This is a genomic window from Streptomyces sp. NPDC048415, assembly GCF_040651675.1.
Taxonomy (GTDB): domain Bacteria; phylum Actinomycetota; class Actinomycetes; order Streptomycetales; family Streptomycetaceae; genus Streptomyces.
This window is the reverse complement of the sequence record NZ_JBEZKJ010000051.1, coordinates 41796-59590: the sequence shown is the minus strand read 5'-3', so window position 1 is coordinate 59590 and position 17795 is coordinate 41796. Positions and strand designations below refer to the sequence as shown.

General features: G+C 71.4%; 17 protein-coding genes. 9 read left to right on the top strand and 8 right to left on the bottom strand.

Translation table 11 applies throughout. The features are described 5' to 3' along the window. Both AB0D27_RS28390 and AB0D27_RS28385 read left to right on the top strand, forming a co-directional pair. Positions 1-255 (top strand): biotin/lipoyl-containing protein (locus AB0D27_RS28390; RefSeq protein ID WP_362514476.1); only part of this gene is annotated, 255 nt, incomplete at its 5' end. A gap of 54 nt (positions 256-309) precedes the next feature. Next, positions 310-1122: a LuxR family transcriptional regulator gene (locus AB0D27_RS28385; RefSeq protein ID WP_362514473.1), complete on the top strand. Its 813-nt coding sequence runs from the start codon at positions 310-312 to the stop codon at positions 1120-1122. Positions 1123-1224: 102 nt separating this feature from the next. Here AB0D27_RS28385 and AB0D27_RS28380 read toward each other — a convergent pair whose 3' ends face one another. Further along, positions 1225-1824, bottom strand: coding sequence for a TetR/AcrR family transcriptional regulator (locus AB0D27_RS28380; RefSeq protein WP_362514471.1), 600 nt, complete (start codon positions 1822-1824; stop codon positions 1225-1227). Positions 1825-1869: 45 nt separating this feature from the next. Here AB0D27_RS28380 and AB0D27_RS28375 point away from each other — a divergent pair, with 45 nt between their 5' ends. The 3 genes from AB0D27_RS28375 (at position 1870) to AB0D27_RS28365 (ending at position 4202) form a co-directional block, all read left to right on the top strand. Further along, complete coding sequence (locus AB0D27_RS28375; protein ID WP_362514469.1) at positions 1870-2271, top strand: DUF2867 domain-containing protein; 402 nt, start codon at positions 1870-1872, stop codon at positions 2269-2271. A gap of 166 nt (positions 2272-2437) precedes the next feature. Then, positions 2438-3184 carry a methyltransferase domain-containing protein gene (locus AB0D27_RS28370; RefSeq protein WP_362514466.1) on the top strand — a complete coding sequence of 249 codons (747 nt, stop codon included), beginning with the start codon at positions 2438-2440 and terminating at the stop codon, positions 3182-3184. A 148-nt stretch (positions 3185-3332) separates the two neighbouring features. Continuing rightward, a complete protein-coding gene (locus AB0D27_RS28365) occupies positions 3333-4202 on the top strand; it encodes a LysR family transcriptional regulator (RefSeq protein WP_362514464.1) in 870 nt (289 codons plus the stop codon). A 74-nt stretch (positions 4203-4276) separates the two neighbouring features. On the opposite strand, the gene AB0D27_RS28360 is transcribed toward AB0D27_RS28365, so the two are convergent. Next, positions 4277-4582 (bottom strand): DUF1876 domain-containing protein, encoded by a 306-nt coding sequence (locus AB0D27_RS28360; protein WP_362514461.1) that lies wholly within the window; start codon positions 4580-4582, stop codon positions 4277-4279. A 530-nt stretch (positions 4583-5112) separates the two neighbouring features. Here AB0D27_RS28360 and ettA point away from each other — a divergent pair. Genes ettA through AB0D27_RS28345 form a run of 3 tightly spaced genes read left to right on the top strand, consistent with a single transcriptional unit; the run spans position 5113 to position 7880 of the window. After that, positions 5113-6777 carry an energy-dependent translational throttle protein EttA gene (gene ettA, locus AB0D27_RS28355; protein ID WP_362514458.1) on the top strand — a complete coding sequence of 555 codons (1665 nt, stop codon included), beginning with the start codon at positions 5113-5115 and terminating at the stop codon, positions 6775-6777. Between the two features lie 6 nt (positions 6778-6783). Further along, positions 6784-7194: a thioesterase family protein gene (locus AB0D27_RS28350; RefSeq protein WP_362514457.1), complete on the top strand. Its 411-nt coding sequence runs from the start codon at positions 6784-6786 to the stop codon at positions 7192-7194. Next, entirely contained in the window at positions 7191-7880 is a 690-nt protein-coding gene (locus AB0D27_RS28345) for a hypothetical protein (RefSeq protein ID WP_362514454.1), read from the top strand. The genes AB0D27_RS28350 and AB0D27_RS28345 overlap by 4 nt, the downstream gene beginning before the upstream one ends. A 59-nt stretch (positions 7881-7939) precedes the next feature. Here the strand turns inward: AB0D27_RS28345 and AB0D27_RS28340 are convergent, their stop codons facing one another. Further along, positions 7940-8344 (bottom strand): globin, encoded by a 405-nt coding sequence (locus AB0D27_RS28340; protein WP_362514452.1) that lies wholly within the window; start codon positions 8342-8344, stop codon positions 7940-7942. A gap of 119 nt (positions 8345-8463) precedes the next feature. Between AB0D27_RS28340 and AB0D27_RS28335 the strand changes: the two genes are divergently transcribed. Next, a complete protein-coding gene (locus AB0D27_RS28335) occupies positions 8464-9444 on the top strand; it encodes a methyltransferase domain-containing protein (RefSeq protein WP_362514450.1) in 981 nt (326 codons plus the stop codon). Between the two features lie 9 nt (positions 9445-9453). Here AB0D27_RS28335 and AB0D27_RS28330 read toward each other — a convergent pair whose 3' ends face one another. The 5 genes from AB0D27_RS28330 to AB0D27_RS28310 form a co-directional block, all read right to left on the bottom strand. Further along, positions 9454-10755 carry an FHA domain-containing protein gene (locus AB0D27_RS28330; RefSeq protein ID WP_362514448.1) on the bottom strand — a complete coding sequence of 434 codons (1302 nt, stop codon included), beginning with the start codon at positions 10753-10755 and terminating at the stop codon, positions 9454-9456. A 73-nt stretch (positions 10756-10828) separates the two neighbouring features. Next, entirely contained in the window at positions 10829-12178 is a 1350-nt protein-coding gene (locus tag AB0D27_RS28325) for a VWA domain-containing protein (protein ID WP_362514445.1), read from the bottom strand. Between the two features lie 105 nt (positions 12179-12283). After that, positions 12284-13654 (bottom strand): PP2C family serine/threonine-protein phosphatase, encoded by a 1371-nt coding sequence (locus AB0D27_RS28320; protein ID WP_362514443.1) that lies wholly within the window; start codon positions 13652-13654, stop codon positions 12284-12286. Beyond that, positions 13655-16444, bottom strand: a complete 2790-nt coding sequence (locus tag AB0D27_RS28315; RefSeq protein WP_362514440.1) for a tetratricopeptide repeat protein — start codon at positions 16442-16444, stop codon at positions 13655-13657. After that, positions 16441-17769, bottom strand: coding sequence for a hypothetical protein (locus AB0D27_RS28310; protein WP_362514437.1), 1329 nt, complete (start codon positions 17767-17769; stop codon positions 16441-16443). The genes AB0D27_RS28315 and AB0D27_RS28310 overlap by 4 nt, the downstream gene beginning before the upstream one ends. Positions 17770-17795: the final 26 nt, after the last annotated feature.

Genomic DNA, 17795 nt, shown 5'->3' with positions numbered 1-17795 from the left:
AAGCGGCGGGCCGCGAAGAAGTCCGGGCCGGCCGCTTCCGGCGACACCCTCGCCTCTCCCATGCAGGGCACCATCGTCAAGGTCGCCGTGGAGGAAGGCCAGGAGGTCAAGGAGGGCGACCTGATCGTCGTCCTGGAAGCCATGAAGATGGAACAACCGCTCAACGCGCACCGCTCCGGAACCATCAAGGGCCTCAGCGCCGAGGTCGGCGCGTCCGTGACATCCGGCGCCGCGATCTGCGAAATCAAGGACTGACAAGACAAACCGACAAGAACCAACAAGACCGACAAGCACCAACAAGGGGGAAACATGGCGGGTTCAAGGCTCAGCCTTGGCCATGGATCGGAATCGGGGAGCGGGGACGATCTGGAACAGGCGCTCCTGCAGATGCGGGCACTGGTCGAGGACGCGGTGTCCAAGACCCGGCACCGGGCGAACGCCGCCCATGGCGCGCTGACCGTGGTGCCCGATCCGAGCAATGCGCGGATACGGAGGAATGCCGAGCGTCTGATCTCCACCGCGCGCCGCTCGGTGTCGTTGGCGCTGCCCTGCCGGGTGGCCATGTCGGAGGCCCTCAGCAGCCTTCTCGACAGCCTGCGCGAGATCTCCGCCGCCGGTGTCAGGGTCCGGGTGCTCGGCGGTCCCGGGATCCTCGACGATCGGCATGTACGGCGTCATCTGGCTCCCGTACGCCCGCAGACCACCTTCGACGTCAGGATCTCGACGCAGCAGCATCAGGAGGTGCTGATCGTGGACGGACGAATGGCCCTGATGCGTGCCGAGTTCGGAGTGGCGGGCCCGCAGGCGGTGACCATTCGGGTGCCGATGGTGCTGCGCGCGCTCGACACCCTGTTCACCGGGGCCTGGTCCAATGCCACACCCGCCCAGAGCTACCGCCGGGTGTCCTCGCGCGGCCGGACCGAGATCGCCCGCCAGATACTGGTGTGCCTCACTTCGGGAGAAACCGACGAGGCCGCCGCTCAGGGCCTCGGCCTCTCCGTTCGTACCTATCGCCGCCATGTCGCTGAGCTCATGCAGGAGTTGGGCGCCGTGTCCCGCTTCCAGGCCGGAGTGCACGCCGTCGAACTGGGCCTGCTGAAACCGGAGGCCAGCGCGGCATAGCCGCGGCCGGCGGGGGGTCGAAAACCCGGGGGCCGCCCATCGGGCGGCCTTCGCGGTGTCCGGGTGCGCGATCCCCTGCCTTCACACGGACGCCGGCACGCGCTACTCGCGCTCCCCGCACTGGAGAAGTGCGTCCATCGTCGCCTCCAGGTAGGCGGGGAACTCCGCGCGCCCGGGCAGCACGGACGGCGCCGCGTGGCCGAGCTGGGTGTGCCCCAGATAGAAGCTGTACGCCATCAGCGCGCGCCGCCGCGCCACGTCCTCCGCGAGGCCGAGCTCGACGAAAAGCCCCGTCAGGTAGTCGATTCGCCGCTCGGTCACCTGTCGCAGAGCGGCGGCGACCCGGGGGTGGTCGGTGCTGGCGAGCAGCGAGAGCTCGAGCGGATCGACGGTGGCCGGCTTGGTGACCTCGGTGAACAGTCTGCGCAGCCGCTTCTCCGGGTCCGGCTCGCTCTCGACCGCCGCGATGATCTCCTCGGTGTCGGCTTCGGCCCAGCGGGCGAGCGCGGCCTCGATCAGTGCCTCACGGTTGGCGAAATGCCAGTAGAAGCTCCCTTTCGTGGTGCCGAGACGGGCGGCCAGCGGCTCGACCGCGACCGCCGCGAGGCCGCCGCCCTCACCGATGGCGGTGAGGGCCGCGTCGGCCCAGTCACGGGCGGAGAGCCTGGCCTTCTTCGTCTGCTGCCGTTGCACCATGACCATACGGTACCGTATGGTTTTCCATACGCCAGCGTATGGAGGTATGTGATGATCAAGGACAAGCCCGTAGCAGTGGCGTTTCCCGAAGGCGCCCGGCTCATCAGGGAGGCCGTCGACCGGCCGGACTACCAGGACGCGTACGCGATGCGGCTGCACCCCGGGATGCCGCGCGATCCGGCGGCCTGGACCGGCATCCTGCGTGACGCCTTCCCGATCGCGCAGCAGCAGGACGGCGAGGCGCTCATGAACGTGAGTACCGCCGGCCTCGACGCCTGGGCCTCCATCGTCATCGACGAGAAGCACGTCACGCTCTGCAGCTCCGTGAAGACGAACGCCCTGCGCTCCAGGCTCTACTGGGGGGCCGTGAAGAAGGTCCACCCCTTCATGGCCCGCGCCATGATGGTCCGCACCCACCGCAAGCTCGCTCTCGCCGCACAGCACGGCTCGTGACAAAACCGATGGACACGAGGGGGCGGAGCGCCCTAACTTCGCTCACGTTCGAGATCCGCACGTCCTGATGGGGTGCATGTGATGACGGTTCAGGCAATCGCGGCCCGCTACGGCCGGCCGTACTCCGCGAGCGCCCCGACCCCATCGGACGTAAGGAATCTCATCCGTGGATCTGCCACGTAGTTTCACCATCCGCGAGAGCAGTCATCGCATCCACAACCCGTTCACCAGTGACAAGCTGGCCGCCTTGGGACAGGCGCTGGACCTGGCGCCCGGAACGCGCGCGCTCGACCTCGCGAGCGGTTCGGGCGAGATGCTGTGCACCTGGGCCCGCGACCACCGGATCACCGGGACCGGGGTCGACATCAGCACCGAGTTCACCGCGCGAGCCCGTGCACGCGCGGCCGAGCTGGGCGTCGCCGAGCAGGTGACCTTCGTCCACGGCGACGCCTGCGGCCATGTCGCCGACGAACCCGTCGACCTCGCCGCATGCATCGGCGCCACCTGGATCGGCGACGGCGTCGCCGGCACGGTCGCGCTGCTACAGCGCAGCCTGCGGCCCGGTGGCACGATGCTGATCGGGGAGCCGTACTGGCGTCACGAGCCCCCGGACCAGGAGACCGTCGAGGCGTGCCACGCCGCCGCGAGGGACGACTTCCGCCCGCTTCCGGAGCTGATCGAGCAGTTCGGCGCACTCGGTTATGACGTCGTCGAGATGGTGCTCGCGGACCAGGACAGCTGGGACCGGTACCGGGCGGCGCAGTGGCTCAACATCCGCCGCTGGCTCGACCGCAACCCCGACGACGAGCTGGCCGCCGAGTTGCGCGCCGAGCTCTCGGCGGATCCCGCCCGGTACGCCAAGTACGAGCGTGAACACCTCGGTTGGGGCGTCTTCGCGTTGATGAGCCGCTGACGGTCCCGGTCCGCGCCATGGTGCCGGTGCCGGTGGCCTGACGGCTCCGGCCCGGCGCTGCCGTGCGGCACCCGCGTCCGCCCTACGATGCGGCGGAGATCGCCGTTTCCGGGCCGGGACCGGAGCGCCGCAGCACCGGGAGTGGACCATGGATCTACGGCAGATGGAGGTCGTCGTCGCGGTCGCGGAGGCGGGCGGGTTCACGGCCGCGGCCAGGCGGCTGCACGTGGTCCAGTCGGCGGTCTCCAGCACGGTCCGGGCCCTGGAACATGAGCTGGGCACCCCGCTGTTCGACCGCACCACGCACCGCGTCGCTCTGACGCCGGCCGGCGAGGCGTTCGTCCCCGCCGCCCGCGCGACGCTCCGGGCCGCCGAACTGGCCCGGGAAGCGGTCGACGCCGTACAGGGCCAGCTGCGCGGGCGGGTGACCGTCGGCACGATGCAGGGAGTCTGGGCCGGGCTGCACCACGCGCTGGCCGCGCTGCGGGCCGAGCACCCGGGTGTGGTGGTGCACCTGCGGCAGGCGGCGGTGGCCGACATCCGGCAGGCGCTGCGCGAGGGCACGGTGGACCTGGCCGTGGTGGCGCTCGACCGCCAGCAGCAACGAGGCCTCACGACACGGCTGTTGTCCCGCGAGGACATGGTGCTGCTGGCCTCGCCGCAGCGGGTCGTCGACGGAGCGACGGCGGACGGTGAGGTCGGGCTGGCCGAGGTCGCCCGGCTGCCTCTGGTGGACTTCTCGCCCGGCTGGGCCATCCGTTACGCCGTCGACCGGGCCTTCCGGGCCGCCGGCGTCGACCACGGCACCACCTTCGAGGTGAACGACATCGTCGCGGCGGCCGAACTGGTCCGCAATGACCTGGGCGTCTGCATCATGCCCAAGTCGATCGCGTCCCGCTTTCCCGACCTGCCGCAATACCGGTTCGACCGGCACGCGCCGCACTGGAAGGTCATGGTGGTACGCCCGCCCGGTGAGCCATCCCCGGCGGTCGCCGCGCTGCTGCGGCACATCACCTGACGCCCACCCGGCTCGCTGTGCCCGTCATGGAGCCTGCTCACCGCGCTCGGATCAGATCAGCCCCGTCCCGAGGCTCAAGTCAGCGGATGCGATGTCCTGCCCGACGCCTCGTCGATCTCGTCGTGGGCCTTGGTCAGCAGCTTCATCGCGAGTTCGTTCAGCGCCCTCGCTCCCGCGACCTCCTCGCCGACCCTCGGCTGGTTCGAGTCGGAGGGGTGGCGGCTGGCGTACCCGTGGGCCCGCACTTCGCTCCCGTCGGGCAGTCGCAGGAGGGCGGCAGCGCGCGTGCGGTGGTCGTCCTCATCGAATTCCAGCTCGACGTGCCACCCGACCGCGGTCCGCGCCCGCACCGTCTGTGTCTCTTGTGTCGCCTGTGTCATCACGATCACCTCCAGAGCTACGCCCCTGATAAAAGTGTGCTCCCTCGTACGCCGACGCACGAGGGGACGGAGGCCCTCACTCCTCTCTCATCCGTCCCCAGGTGCGGATGTCCAGATGTCCAGGCTGTCGTGGGAGCCCGTGCGGGAGAGTTCATTGCCGTCGCGGCCCAGCCACGATGACGGGACGGGCTCCGCGGCTGACGTGGGGGGACCCGCGCTGTTCGGGAGCGTCGATCCAGCGGTCGCCGATGAGAAGGCGGCTGACGTCCCGCCCGAGGTGGGTTCGACGCAGCTGAACCATGGGGCCGGGGCGATGGAGTGCGGCGGGTCCGGGCCGCGGAACCCTGGGCCGTGCCAGGTCCCTCGGCAGCGACCGACGGCGACGACCAGTGACAGGTCAGCTACGGGAGGGGTCGGTGAACGGCCAGGTCGCGGGCCCCTGGACGAACGCGTTTCCCCCCAGGGGTAGCCGTCAGGCAAGATGGGGTGTATCTGCCCACTGCCGATTTCAAGCGTCCGGACGGTTTCTCTTGGCTGAGTACATTTACACCATGCGCAAGACGCGCAAGGCGCACGGCGACAAGGTGATTCTCGACGACGTCACCCTGAGCTTCCTGCCCGGAGCGAAGATCGGTGTGGTCGGTCCGAACGGTGCCGGTAAGTCCACCGTTCTCAAGATCATGGCGGGCATCGAGCAGCCCTCCAACGGTGACGCGTTTCTGTCGCCGGGCTACTCCGTCGGAATGCTGCTCCAGGAGCCGCCGCTCGACGAGTCCAAGACGGTCCTGGAGAACGTGCAGGACGGCGCCGCCGAGATCATGGGCAAGCTCAAGCGCTTCAACGAGGTCGCCGAGCTGATGGCGACCGACTACTCGGACGCGCTCATGGAGGAGATGGGCAAGCTCCAGGACGACCTGGACCACGCCAACGCGTGGGACCTGGACGCCCAGCTGGAGCAGGCCATGGACGCCCTGGGCTGCCCGCCCGGCGACTGGCCGGTCGACAACCTCTCCGGTGGTGAGCGCCGCCGCGTCGCGCTCTGCAAGCTGCTGATCGAGGCGCCCGACCTCCTCCTCCTCGACGAGCCCACCAACCACCTGGACGCCGAGTCCGTGCAGTGGCTGGAGCAGCACCTCGCGAAGTACGCCGGCACCGTCGTCGCCGTCACCCACGACCGGTACTTCCTCGACAACGTGGCCGAGTGGATCCTCGAGCTGGACCGCGGCCGCGCGCACCCCTACGAGGGCAACTACTCCACGTACCTCGAAAAGAAGGCCTCCCGCCTCAAGGTCGAGGGGCAGAAGGACGCCAAGCGCGCCAAGCGGCTCAAGGAAGAGCTGGAGTGGGTGCGGTCCAACGCCAAGGGCCGACAGGCCAAGTCCAAGGCGCGTCTGTCCCGCTACGAGGAGATGGCCGCCGAGGCCGACAAGATGCGGAAGCTGGACTTCGAGGAGATCCAGATCCCGCCGGGCCCGCGCCTGGGCTCCGTCGTGGTCGAGATCAACAACCTCTCCAAGGCCTTCGGCGACAAGGTCCTCATCGAGGACCTGAGCTTCACGCTGCCGCGTAACGGCATCGTCGGCATCATCGGTCCGAACGGTGCGGGCAAGACCACCCTCTTCAAGATGATCCAGGGCCTGGAGACGCCGGACGCCGGCACGATCAAGGTCGGCGAGACCGTCAAGATCTCGTACGTCGACCAGAGCCGCGAGAACATCGACCCGAAGAAGTCGCTGTGGGCCGTGGTCTCGGACGAGCTGGACTACATCAATGTGGGCCAGGTCGAGATGCCCTCGCGTGCGTACGTCTCCGCGTTCGGCTTCAAGGGCCCGGACCAGCAGAAGCCGGCCGGCGTCCTCTCCGGCGGTGAGCGCAACCGCCTGAACCTGGCGCTGACCCTCAAGCAGGGCGGCAACCTGCTGCTCCTCGACGAGCCGACCAACGACCTCGACGTCGAGACCCTGTCGTCGCTGGAGAACGCGCTCCTCGAGTTCCCCGGTGCGGCCGTGGTCGTCTCCCACGACCGCTGGTTCCTGGACCGAGTGGCGACGCACATCCTCGCCTACGAGGGCGACTCCAAGTGGTTCTGGTTCGAGGGCAACTTCGAGTCGTACGAGAAGAACAAGGTCGAGCGGCTCGGTGCGGACGCGGCGCGCCCGCACCGTGCCACCTACAAGAAGCTGACCCGGGGCTGATCGATCTTGCGGCACATCTACCGCTGCCCGCTGCGCTGGGCGGACATGGACGCGTACGGCCACGTCAACAACGTCGTCTTCCTCCGGTATCTGGAGGAAGCCCGTATCGACTTCCTGTTCCGCCCGGACAAGGACTTCAAGCAGGGGTCTGTGGTGGCTCGCCATGAGATCGACTACAAGCGGCAGTTGGTCCACCGGCACGCGCCGGTGGACGTAGAGCTGTGGATCACGGAGATACGGGCGGCGTCCTTCACGATCACCTACGAGGTGAAGGACCCCGAGCAGGTCTACGTCCGGGCCTCGACGGTGATCGTGCCGTTCGACTTCGAGGCCCAGCGTCCGCGCCGCCTCACCACCGAGGAGCGGGAGTTCCTGGCGGAGTACCGCGACGACGTCGACGAGGCCGTCGCGGCATGACCGTCCTGCACCTCGCCGACGTGGGGGAGGCGGCCGACCTCGCCGCCTTCCTCTCCCGGCTGATCCACTACGACCGTGCCGCCGCCGTGCGCCTGCAGGCGCACGGCACCACGCTCGCGGTCTTCGGCCGGCCGCCGTCGTTCGAGGTCCTCGCCATCCGAACGGCGCGCCTCGCCAAGCCGTACGAGAACGGGCTCGACGTCACTCTCGACGTGACCGTCTCGGCCGGTGAACTCCTGGAATCCATTGACGAGTCGGCGGCCACCGCCGCCGTTCCCGAGGCCGTCACCGGGCCGCCGTGGGCCGGTGTGCTGCCGCCCCGTGGGGGCTGGCGGCAGGAGTCGGGGCTGCCCGCGCCGGACGCCGTACGGGCGATGGTGGGCGCCGCGGTGGCCGAATTCCGGGACCGTACTCAGGAGTTGGCGCCCGAGCGGCGTACCCGCGCCGAACTCGACGGGATCGGGCGGGAGATCTGGTCCCGGCCGATCGGCGACACCGGTCTTCCGGTACGGGCCGCCCACGCGGCCCAGTCGCTCGGATTCCTGCGCCCCGTACGCCAAGCCGAGCCCGACGAAAGCCCATGGGGGCTGTACTCGTCGGGCGCGTGGCTCCGGCTGCGGACGCCGTACGGGTCGATCGCCGTGCGCCGGGCGGGACTCGGGGCGCTGGACGTCAGCGTGCGCTGACAGGTCCCGCGGCGTCGTACGACCGGAGTGCGCGCGTCAGCGCGCCCGGTGAGCAGTGCTCAGCTCGCCGTGTTCACCATCGAAGCGGCCGCGTACGTCAGGTAGTTCCACAGCGTGTGCTCGTGCTCCTCGGAGAGCCCGAGTTCCTCCACGGCGACGCGCATATGCCTCAGCCAGGCGTCGTGCGCGGCCTGGTCGACGGTGAAAGGGGCGTGCCGCATCCGCAGCCGGGGGTGGCCTCGGTTCTCGCTGTACGTCGTCGGGCCGCCCCAGTACTGGATCAGGAACAGCGTGAGGCGCTCCTCGGCAGGACCCAGGTCCTCCTCGGGATACATGGGCTTCAGCAGCGGGTCCTCGGCGACGCCCTCGTAGAAACGGTGCACGAGGCGTCGGAAGGTCTCCTCGCCGCCGACCTGCTCGTAGAAGGTCTGCTCCTGAAGGGTGCCGCGTCGGATCTCTTTCACCTGTCCATGGTCTCAGACGAGGTGACCGAGGACTCAAGGCTTAGGACCACTCACCTCCCGTACGCGATCGGCCGAGTCCGGCGCTCGCCTCTCGGACCGTCCCGCAGCACAGTGGACGTATGGGCACACACGCTCTCGATCAAGACCTCGAGGACCTCGCCGGACTGGCCCGGGCGGCCCTGGTGCGCGAGATCGACGCGAGCGGGGCCTGGGACGCCGACCCGGTCTGGCGTGAGGCGTTCGCGGCGATCCCGCGCCATCTTTTCGTGCCGTACTACTACGTCGGCGCCATGGGGGGCTACGAGCGCCTGTGGGGCGAGGATCCCGATCCACGCAAGCGGGAGCGCTGGCTGCGCGGCGCGTATGCCGACGCCCCGCTGGCCACCCGGGTGCGCGACGGCGAGCTGGTGTCGTCCAGCAGCCAGCCGTCGCTGATGGCGAAGATGCTGACCGAGCTGGAGGTACGGGACGGGGACGCCGTCCTGGAGATCGGCGCCGGCACCGGCTACAACGCGGCCCTGCTCTCGCACCGCCTCGGCGACGACAGCGTCACCACGATCGACCTCGACACGGACATCACCGAGTCGGCCCGCCGGCATCTCGACGCCGCCGGATACCGCCCGGCCGTCGTTACCGGCGACGGCGCCCGCGGGGTCCCCGAACGCGCCCCCTTCGACCGGATCATCGCCACCTGCACGCTGACGTCGATTCCGCGCCCCTGGCTCGCGCAGTGCGCCCCGGGCGCGCGCATCCTCGCGCCGCTGGCCACCGGTCTGATCGCGCTGCGCGTCCAGGACGCCGGGCATGCCGAAGGCCGCTTTCTGCACACGCCGGCCTATTTCGTGCCGCTGCGCGGCGACACCCGGCCCGAGCCGGAGCCGGCGCACCTGGGTGAGCTGCCACGCCGGGCCCGCGGTGACGAACTGTTCCGGTTCCTGCTCACCCTGACGGCGGGCAGCCTCGACCCGTACGACGCGTACACGCTGTGGGAGCGCGAGGACCAGCCGGTGCGCGAGCGGTACGGCGTCACGGTCAGCGGCGCACGCGCCTGGGCTTGGCTGGATGACCCCGCAGGGCCGTACGCCTGGCCGCTGCCGTGACTGCCGGGGTCAGCCCCGCCGGATGGTGATCGTCGTCCAGGCGCCCACGTGTACCCGGTCGCCGTCCTGGAGCGGCACCGGCACGAAGGGCTGAATGGGCTCCTCGCCGCCGTTGACCGTCGTCCCGTTCGTGGAGTTCTGGTCGACGACCGCCCAGCTGCCGTCCGGCTGCTGGACCAGGACCGCGTGCTGGTGCGAGACGCCCGGGTCCTCCGGGGGCACCGACAGATCGATGTCCGGGGTGTCGCCGGTGGAGTGCCGGCGGCGGCCGATCGTGATCTGGTTGCCGGTGAGCGGGCGCTGCTGCTCCGGCGAGTACGCCGGCAGGTTCAGGCCCGCGGCCTCGGGGCCCGAGCGCTGCATCATCGCCATGAAGTACTCGCGGTCGGGGCCGATCGTCGCGGACCAGGACAGCGGCTGCTGCTGATAGGCGGGTCCGGGCGGGGCCTGGGTGGGGCCGGGCTGCGGGTAGCCGTAGCCGCCCCCGCCCGGGCCACCGGGCGTACCGGCCGACGGCGGGGAGATCACCCAGTCGTCGTCACCGCCGCCGAAGGCCGGGCCACCGGGCTGCGGCGGTCCGCCCTGGGTGAAGGGGGAGGCGGGCTGCTGGGTGAAGGCCTGCGGGGCGCCGGGGCCACCGGGTGTCGGCCCGGGCGGCGGCGGAACCGGACGGGAGGGATCGCCGCCGAAGCCGTTGGGGTCGCCGCCGAAGCCCGAGGGATCGCCGCCGAAGCCCGAGGGGCCACCGCCGTACGGCGGGGCGGGCGGGCCCGGCGGGATCGGCTCGGCGGGGCGGTTCATCTGCGAGGGCCGCGAACTCTGGTACTCGAACGGGTCCTGACCGTGGCCGGCTCCGGGACCGCCCGGCTGCCCGGGTACCTGTCCATGACCCTGACCCTGCCCCTGTCCCTGCTGCTGGAACCGCAGCGCCGGATTCGGGCCACCAGGGCCCCCGGGCCCACCGGGCCCGCCCGGACCGCCCGGCGCGGAGGCGGGCGGTCGCGGCGCCGCCGGTGTGTACGACGTCGCGGTGTTGGTCAGGAAGTTCCACCGGCACTCCTCGCAGAACGGCGCGGCGCCCTCACGGGGCGTACGGCACTGCGGGCAGAGCTCCGGCCCGGGATCCGGCACGGCGGAAAGGTGCGAACGCGGGCCGGGCGGCGGCGGGGGCGAGCCGGGCGGCGGATAGCCGTACCCGGCGGCGGGCGGCGGTGGGGGAGGCGGCGGAGGCACGGCACCGGCCATGCGGTGACCGCAGACCTCGCACCAGTCGTCGGAACCCGACTGATGTCCGTTCGGGCAGGTCGGCATGTCGGCGCTTCCCCCTCTCCTTTTCCGGCCGTTATGGCCGGGTTTCTCCGGCTCCCCTCGGGAACCGGGCTCGCTACTTCTTTACACGAACAGTCTTTGTGGACCGTGTTTCGAGCGTCATCTCGTCGGCCTCTTCGACCTTTGCCTTCAATCGCACAGTACCTGCCGCGGCGTCGACGACGTCCACCACCTTCGCAAGCAGTTTCGCAGTATCGGCGTTGCCCGACGCACTCGCGAGCTGAACGGCACGTCCCAGCTTGGCCGTTGCTCCGTCGACATCACCCGATTTACGCAGATCCAGGCCCTGTTGGATGACTTGTGCCAGTTCCGCCTGACCTGTGTAGTGCGCGACCTGCGGGTTGATCGAGGTCGACGCCACCATGTCGTCGGTCCACACGGCCCGTACGAGGCCCTGGGCGCCCGGCAGTGCCTGCGCGCTGCCGTCGGCCTGCGGGATCACCAGCGAGACCCGGGCGGCCAGCATCTCCTGGCCGACGCCGGCCGTGGGGACCTGGACGCACACGTGGTAGTCGCGCGACTCGTCGCCCCAGGATCCGGTGGGGTAGTCGCCGGCGCGCGGGCCCGCCTCGGTGCGACGGTCCGTCAAGTCCCCGACCGTGGGCGCCACTTGCTTGACGAACTTGATCTCGGTGCCGACCGGCGTCCACAGCCTCAGGGAGACGTCCGCGACCTCCTTGCCCATCGCCGTCTCCATCATCTGTGTGAAGTCGGCGGACAGGGCGGCCGGGTCGGCGACGATGTCAGCGGTGCCGAGCAGCGCGGAGGCGATCCCGGTGACCTCCTTGACCTCCCAGTCGGTGCCCACTCCACGCGCGTCACATGTGAACCGCCCGGCACAGGAGTCCAGCGCGGCCTTCAGATCCTCGGGCTTCTCATGCTCGTTGCGGCCGTCGGTGAGCAGGATGCCGTGCCGGATCGCCACGTCCGCCGAGGACAGCAGCCGGTCGGCCAGACGCAGCCAGGTGCCGATCGCCGTACCGCCGCCCGCGCTCAGCCTGCGCAGCGCCTGCTTGGCCTGGTCGCGGGTGGCCGCGTCGGCGACCGCGAGGCGTCCGCCGCCCGGGTAGACCTCCTTGGCGAGGTGCGTGCCGCCGATCACCGCGAAGTGCACACCGTCGCGCAGGGTGTCGATCGCGGCGGCCGTCGCGTCACGGGCGTTGCGCATCTTGGTCGGCGGGTAGTCCATCGAGCCCGAACAGTCGACCATGACGGCGACGGCCGCGTCCGGGCCCTGCCCCGCCGTGTACAGGTGCGGTGAGGCGACCGCGCTTCCGATGGTGCCGCCGCCGGTCGCGCTCACGGTGACGATCGCGTTGACCTCGCGGCCGCCCTCGGGCAGGTACTCGTTCTGGTACACGTCGACCGAGAACTGCGGCACGTTCGACTTCGAGAAATTGGCCATGCCTTCTCTGTCCCCCTCAGGCCTCCGCTGCCGGCGGAGGTGATGACTGTATGCGGACCGGTCCCCTCCGGTCCGAGGCCGCCCCCCGTATGCGGGGCGTCGGCCTCAGGCGGATCCTGCCCCCTGCGACGGCGCCGGGAACGGCAGGACGGCCACTGTTACGTTGTCGTGGCCCCCGCCGTCCAGTGCGTGGCCGACCAACACCTGAGCGCTGTGCAGCGGCCGCTCGGCGGCGTCGAGGGGGACGACCTCGGTCATGTCCTCGGCCGCCTCCGCGTAGTTCCACAGCCCGTCGGTGCACACCACCACTACACCCGGCCGGTCCGGCTTGAAGGAAGCGGTGTGCGGCTCCAGTTCGTACGCGTCCGCGCCGAGCCAGCCCGTGATCGCGTGGGCGCGCTCGTCGGCGTACGCCTCAGCCTCGTTCATCAGGCCCGCGGCGACCATCTGCGCGGCCCACGAGTCGTCCTCGGTGAGCCGGGCCGGCGGCGATGCGCGATCGACGGGCACCCAGTAGGCACGGCTGTCGCCGACCCAGCCGACGATCAGGAGGGTGGGCGTGATGACGGCGCCGACGAGGGTGCAGGCGGGCGCGTTCACATGCGGGGCGTGCTCGCCCTGTGCGGTGGACGCGTCGGCCAGCGAGTTGACGGCCTCCGCGGCCGCGACGATCGCGTCGTGCATGGCCTGCTGCGGGTGCGTGCCCAGCGGCAGGGCATCGAGGAGCGCCTCGTTCGCCGCCCGGGAGGCGGCGAGGGAGGCCTCGTCCGGTCGGGTGGCCGAGGAGACGCCGTCGCAGACGATCGCGACGACCGCGGGCGAGCCGTCGGGCAGCGCGGTCGAGGAGATCGCGAACGCGTCCTCGTTGCGGTGGTGGCGCAGGCCCCGGTCGCTGACCGCGGCGACCGCGCCCAACTCCTGCTCCATGTGGTCGCGTTCACGCGGCTGCGCGTGCCCGCAGTTCTCGCAGTAGCCGTCGCTGTCGACCTGGCCCGAACGGCAGGCGACACACAGCTTGGTGCCGGCGGGGGGTGCCCCGAGCTCGGCGGTGCGGGGGTCGGCAGGCGGCCCCGCGGCCGGGACGTCGGCGGCCGGGGGAGCCAGCGGGTACTCGTCCGGCTCCGAGGGCCGGTCGAACCGTACGCCTGAAGGGTGAGCGCCCGCGGACTCGCCGGCCGGCTCCGGCAGTTCGGAGCCGCCGGAGTCGGTGCCCCGGATGTCGGTGGCCCGGTGCACCGGCGCGGGCATGTCGGAGCTGTCCACCTCGGGGGCGAGGGGCCAGTCCACGGACGCGACGGCCGAAGGGGGGCGCGGTGACGAGCCGTTCATGGTGACCGTGGGGTTGTCCTGGGGCGGTGCGGGCACCGCCGACAGGTCGTACCCGCACGCACCGCAGAAACGGTCACCGGCCTCCACTGGCTCCTCGCAACTGGGGCACCGCGAAAGGGCCGTCGGCTGGGGCATCTGGGACATCAATCACACCCACGTCCGGGGGCGGTAACGGTTTGCCCGTTCCACCAGGTCGATCCTCTCCTCGCCGCCCCGCGCGAGCCGGGCCAGCGTGCGGTACGAGCGCTCGAGGCCGAAGCGCAGGCCGCGCTCGTCCAGCTCGCTGCCGAGCAGCACGCGTCCGCCTCCGGAAGCCGGAGCGGAACCCTGGCTACCGGAGAGTACCCAGTCCAGCGCGCAGCCAAGGACTTCCGTCGACAACTGCTCGCGTCGCACGGCGTCGAGACCGTATCCGTCCAGCGCCTCGACCTGACCCGCCGCCGCGGTCAGATCGTCCAGGAACGGCGCCGCCGCCGCCTCCTCGGCCAGCCGCTGCCGCAGTCGCGCCCGCACGGCGGCGACCCGCGCCGCCGTGTAGTGGATGGACGCCTCCGGTACGGATTCCAGGGTGCGTACGGCGCCACGGCGGTCGCCCGCGGCGAGCTGGACGCGGGCCAGGCCGAACGCCGCGCTCACATAGCTGGGGTCGGTCGTCCACACCAGGCGGTAGTACTCGGCGGCGTTGTCCAGCTGCCCGAGCACCTCCGCGCACAGGCCGAGGGCCAGCTTGGGCGCGGGCTCGCCCGGGAAGGCGTCGTAGATCGCGTCGAAGGACAGCGCCGCGGTCTCGTGCTCCCCGGTCGCCAGGGCCGCGATGCCCCGGTACCAGACCACCCGCCAGTCGTCCGCGTGGTCGGCCTCCAGTGCCTCGAGCGCCCTGCTCGCGCTGCCCAGCTCGCCCATCTCGAGACGGGCCCGCAGCTCGCGCAGCCGCAGCTCCAGGGAGCCGGTGGGCGCCGCGTGCAGCGCCGTGATCAGCTCGCCGGGCGCGGACGCGATGAGGCCCGCGAGGAAGCCGGCGTTGGGGTCGCTCGGGTCCACCCGGGGGATGGGCAGGGCGAGCGCGGTGGCGGCGGCCTGAACGGGCTTGACGAGGCCGCCGCGGAAACCGACGCCTACGCCGCCCGCGTTCCCGGCTCCGCCGTGCAGCACACCGGCGGCTCCGTCGCCCAGCCGCACACCGACGCCTCCGCCCGGCAGCGCACCCGCGGCTCCGGGCACGACACCCGCGCCTGCGCCGCCCACCGCACCAGCGGCTCCGCCGGGCAGCATCCCGACGCCTCCGCCCGGCAGCGCACCCGCGGCTCCGGGCACGACACCCGCGGCTCCGCCGCCCGGCAGTGCGGCGGCTCCGGTGCCGGAAGCGGCGGTGAGTGCTGCGCCGTTGCCCGCCGCGGTGGCCCCGCGCCGACGCCCCGTAGGCACCACTCGCGCCCCCAGCCGCGACACGTCCCCGTCCAGCCGCCCGAACAGCTCGGTGTCCGTGACCTTGAGTTCGGGGCCGAAGAGGGTCGAGAGGGCTGGACGCGCCCGGCCCGTCTGGAGGGACACGACCTCTCTCAGGACGCCCGTCAGCTGCTCGGCCATCTCCTGGGCGGAGGCGAACCGGCGGGCCGGGTCGGGGTCGGTGGCCCGTACCAGCAGCCGGTAGAAGGACTCGTACTGGCGGAAGACCTCGATGTTGTCGGGGTCGGGCAGGGAGTCCACGAAGACGTTCGTGTAGCCCTGGAAGTCGAAGGTGAGGACGGCGAGCGTGCGGGCGACCGTGTAGAGGTCGCTCGCCACCGACGGTCCGACCTCGGCGACCTCCGGTGCCTGGTAGCCCACCGTGCCGTAGATGGCCGACTCGTCGTCGTCCATCCTGCGCACCGCGCCCATGTCGATCAGCTTGAGCTGGTCCTCGGTCTGGATCGCGTTGTCGACCTTGAAGTCGCAGTAGAGGAGGTTGCGGCTGTGCAGGTGGCCGAGGGCCTCAAGGGCCTCGATGCCGTACGCGCAGGCCTGCTCCACCGGCAGCGGATCCCGCTTCCCGTCCGCCGTACGGCGCCCGTTGGCGATCTCCTTGAGGGACTTCCCGCCGACGTACTCCATGACGATGTACCCGTCCAGCGAACCCGTCCGCTGGTCGAGGTGCTCGACGAAGTTGTAGATCCGCACGATGTTGGCGTGCTCGATCTCGGCGAGGAAGCGCCGCTCGGAGATCGCCGCCGCCATCGCGTCCTGGTCGCCGGTGTCGAGGAGGCCCTTGAGGACGACCCAGCGGTCGGAGACGGCGCGGTCGACGGCGAGGTAGACCCAGCCGAGGCCGCCGTGCGCGAGGCAGCCCACGACCTCGTACTGGCCGTGCACGATGTCGCCCGCGCCCAGCTTCGGCACGAACGAGTACGGGTGGCCGCACTTCGTGCAGAAACCCTCCGTACGCCCGGGCCGGTCACCGCGCGAACGCCCCACCGGCGCACCGCAGTCGGAGCGCGAGCAGAACCGCTTGCGCTCGGGCACCTCCGGGTTGTCCTGGACCATCTCGCGCGGGTCGGGCCGCGGCACGTCCGGCACCTCGACCAGACCGGCACCGAGCCGGCCGCGCCCGGTGGAACCGGCGCTCGAACCGGAGCTGCGGACCGACACCGAGCGGCCTGTCGAGGAGCCCGACAGCGAGCGCGACAGCCGGCCGGAGACCGAGCGCCGTGACTGCGAGGAGCGCGACGACGTACGCGAACTCGACCGGGAACTGCTGCTGCCGGAACCCCTGCCGGAACCCCTGTTGGAGCCCCGCGAGCCCTTGCCGCCCGCCGTGATCCCGGTCGGGGGCGAGCTCACCGCGCCGTTCGCCGACACGACCGGGGCCAGACCGCAGGTGTCGCAGTACAGCTCGCCGCCGCCCATGTCCTCGTACGACCCCGAGCAACCGGGCCGCTGACAGTTGCGCTGCTGACTCATGATTCCCCCCTGTCCACACGGTCATGGGGTGCGCCCTGCTCGGGCACCCGCGGGCTGAGCAGATCGGCGGCCGCCCGCTGATAGCGCAGCACCGCTTGCTCGGCGACCCGCAGATCGCAGGGCGCGCTCCACAGCATGCGGCGCGCCGCGTCGTAGCGCTCGACGAGGAACGGGTCCTCGGCGAGGCCGTGCCGGGCCACCTTCGCCTTGTACGCGTCGAGACGGCCGCGCAGCTCCGCGCGGACCGCCAGCGGCGCGGTGACCGCGGTCAACGACTCGCGGGCGCGAAGCAGTTCGTCCTCCGCCTTCTCCTCCAGCGACTCCAGGAGCGGGGAGAGGCGGTGCCACTGGGCGTGTCTGCGGTACTCGGCGGCCATCGCAAGCTGCTCCTGCAGCGCCGTCGGCGGACCGCTGACGGCCGGCACCTCGGACGCGGCGATCTTCGCGAGCACCTCACCGCGCGCGCTTCTCGCCTCGGCGAGCGTGCGGTCGGCGCGGCTGAGCGTGTCCCGCAGCTTCACCAGCCGCGCCTCCGCGTCCTGCCGGACGGTGAGCACCGCGTCGATCTCCCGGCGCACATCCTCCAGGGCGCGCGCCTCACGGTCGTACGTCGTCGTGTCCGGGCGTCCGCCGCCGGGCGCCGAACTGCCCCGAGCGGGAACCCAGAAGGCCAGCGGGTCGGACACCACCCGCTCGCGCAGCGTGGTCAGCGTGCGGGTGATGCGCTCCAGGTCGTCGCCCGCCGGGTGCTCGCCGGGGCGTACGCCCACGGAGTGCGCGAGCTGACGGGTGCGCTGGAGCTCCGTGGCCAGTAAATCGATCCGGGCGGGCAGCGCGGACCACACGGCGTCCGCGGCGACGACCATGTCGAGCGAGGACGCGTACAGCTCGTTCATCCGCTCCACCAGCGCGGCCAGCGAGAACTGCTCGCTGAGCCTGCCCGAGCCGGCCAGCGTCGGCGCGTTCGCCGTGGCCGTGGTGGAACCGGCGACCGTGATGCCAGAGCCGCGCAGCAGCTCGGTCAGCTCGGCCAGGTCCTCGCGGCTGGACCAGCGCCGGCGGGAGCGGATCTCGCGCGCCGAACGCAGGGCGTCCGCGTACGCGTCGAAATACGCCCACAGCAAGGTGATCGACGCCTCCGCGGACGTCCAGCGCTCCTTGGTCGTGCCCGTCAGCTCGGCGCCTTCCAGGAGTCTGCGGCCCGCGTGGTCCTGCAGGGCGAGGAGCGAGGTCTCGATGGCCTCGTGCTCCGCGCCGAGCCGCCCCAGCGCACGGTCCACCTCGTCCCGGTCCATCACCGGCCCGGGGGGTCCCGTGACGCCCATCGATCACCTCTCGCTCTCTTCGTCGT

What these genes read in the sequence shown, in the direction of transcription:
- AB0D27_RS28385 (WP_362514473.1), top strand. Translation starts at nt 310, where the DNA reads ATGGCGGGTTCAAGGCTCAGCCTTGGCCATGGATCGGAATCGGGGAGC.
- AB0D27_RS28380 (WP_362514471.1), bottom strand. Translation starts at nt 1,824, where the DNA reads ATGGTCATGGTGCAACGGCAGCAGACGAAGAAGGCCAGGCTCTCCGCC.
- AB0D27_RS28375 (WP_362514469.1), top strand. Translation starts at nt 1,870, where the DNA reads ATGATCAAGGACAAGCCCGTAGCAGTGGCGTTTCCCGAAGGCGCCCGG.
- AB0D27_RS28365 (WP_362514464.1), top strand. Translation starts at nt 3,333, where the DNA reads ATGGATCTACGGCAGATGGAGGTCGTCGTCGCGGTCGCGGAGGCGGGC.
- AB0D27_RS28360 (WP_362514461.1), bottom strand. Translation starts at nt 4,582, where the DNA reads ATGACACAGGCGACACAAGAGACACAGACGGTGCGGGCGCGGACCGCG.
- AB0D27_RS28345 (WP_362514454.1), top strand. Translation starts at nt 7,191, where the DNA reads ATGACCGTCCTGCACCTCGCCGACGTGGGGGAGGCGGCCGACCTCGCC.
- AB0D27_RS28335 (WP_362514450.1), top strand. Translation starts at nt 8,464, where the DNA reads ATGGGCACACACGCTCTCGATCAAGACCTCGAGGACCTCGCCGGACTG.
- AB0D27_RS28330 (WP_362514448.1), bottom strand. Translation starts at nt 10,755, where the DNA reads ATGCCGACCTGCCCGAACGGACATCAGTCGGGTTCCGACGACTGGTGC.
- AB0D27_RS28325 (WP_362514445.1), bottom strand. Translation starts at nt 12,178, where the DNA reads ATGGCCAATTTCTCGAAGTCGAACGTGCCGCAGTTCTCGGTCGACGTG.
- AB0D27_RS28315 (WP_362514440.1), bottom strand. Translation starts at nt 16,444, where the DNA reads ATGAGTCAGCAGCGCAACTGTCAGCGGCCCGGTTGCTCGGGGTCGTAC.
- AB0D27_RS28310 (WP_362514437.1), bottom strand. Translation starts at nt 17,769, where the DNA reads ATGGGCGTCACGGGACCCCCCGGGCCGGTGATGGACCGGGACGAGGTG.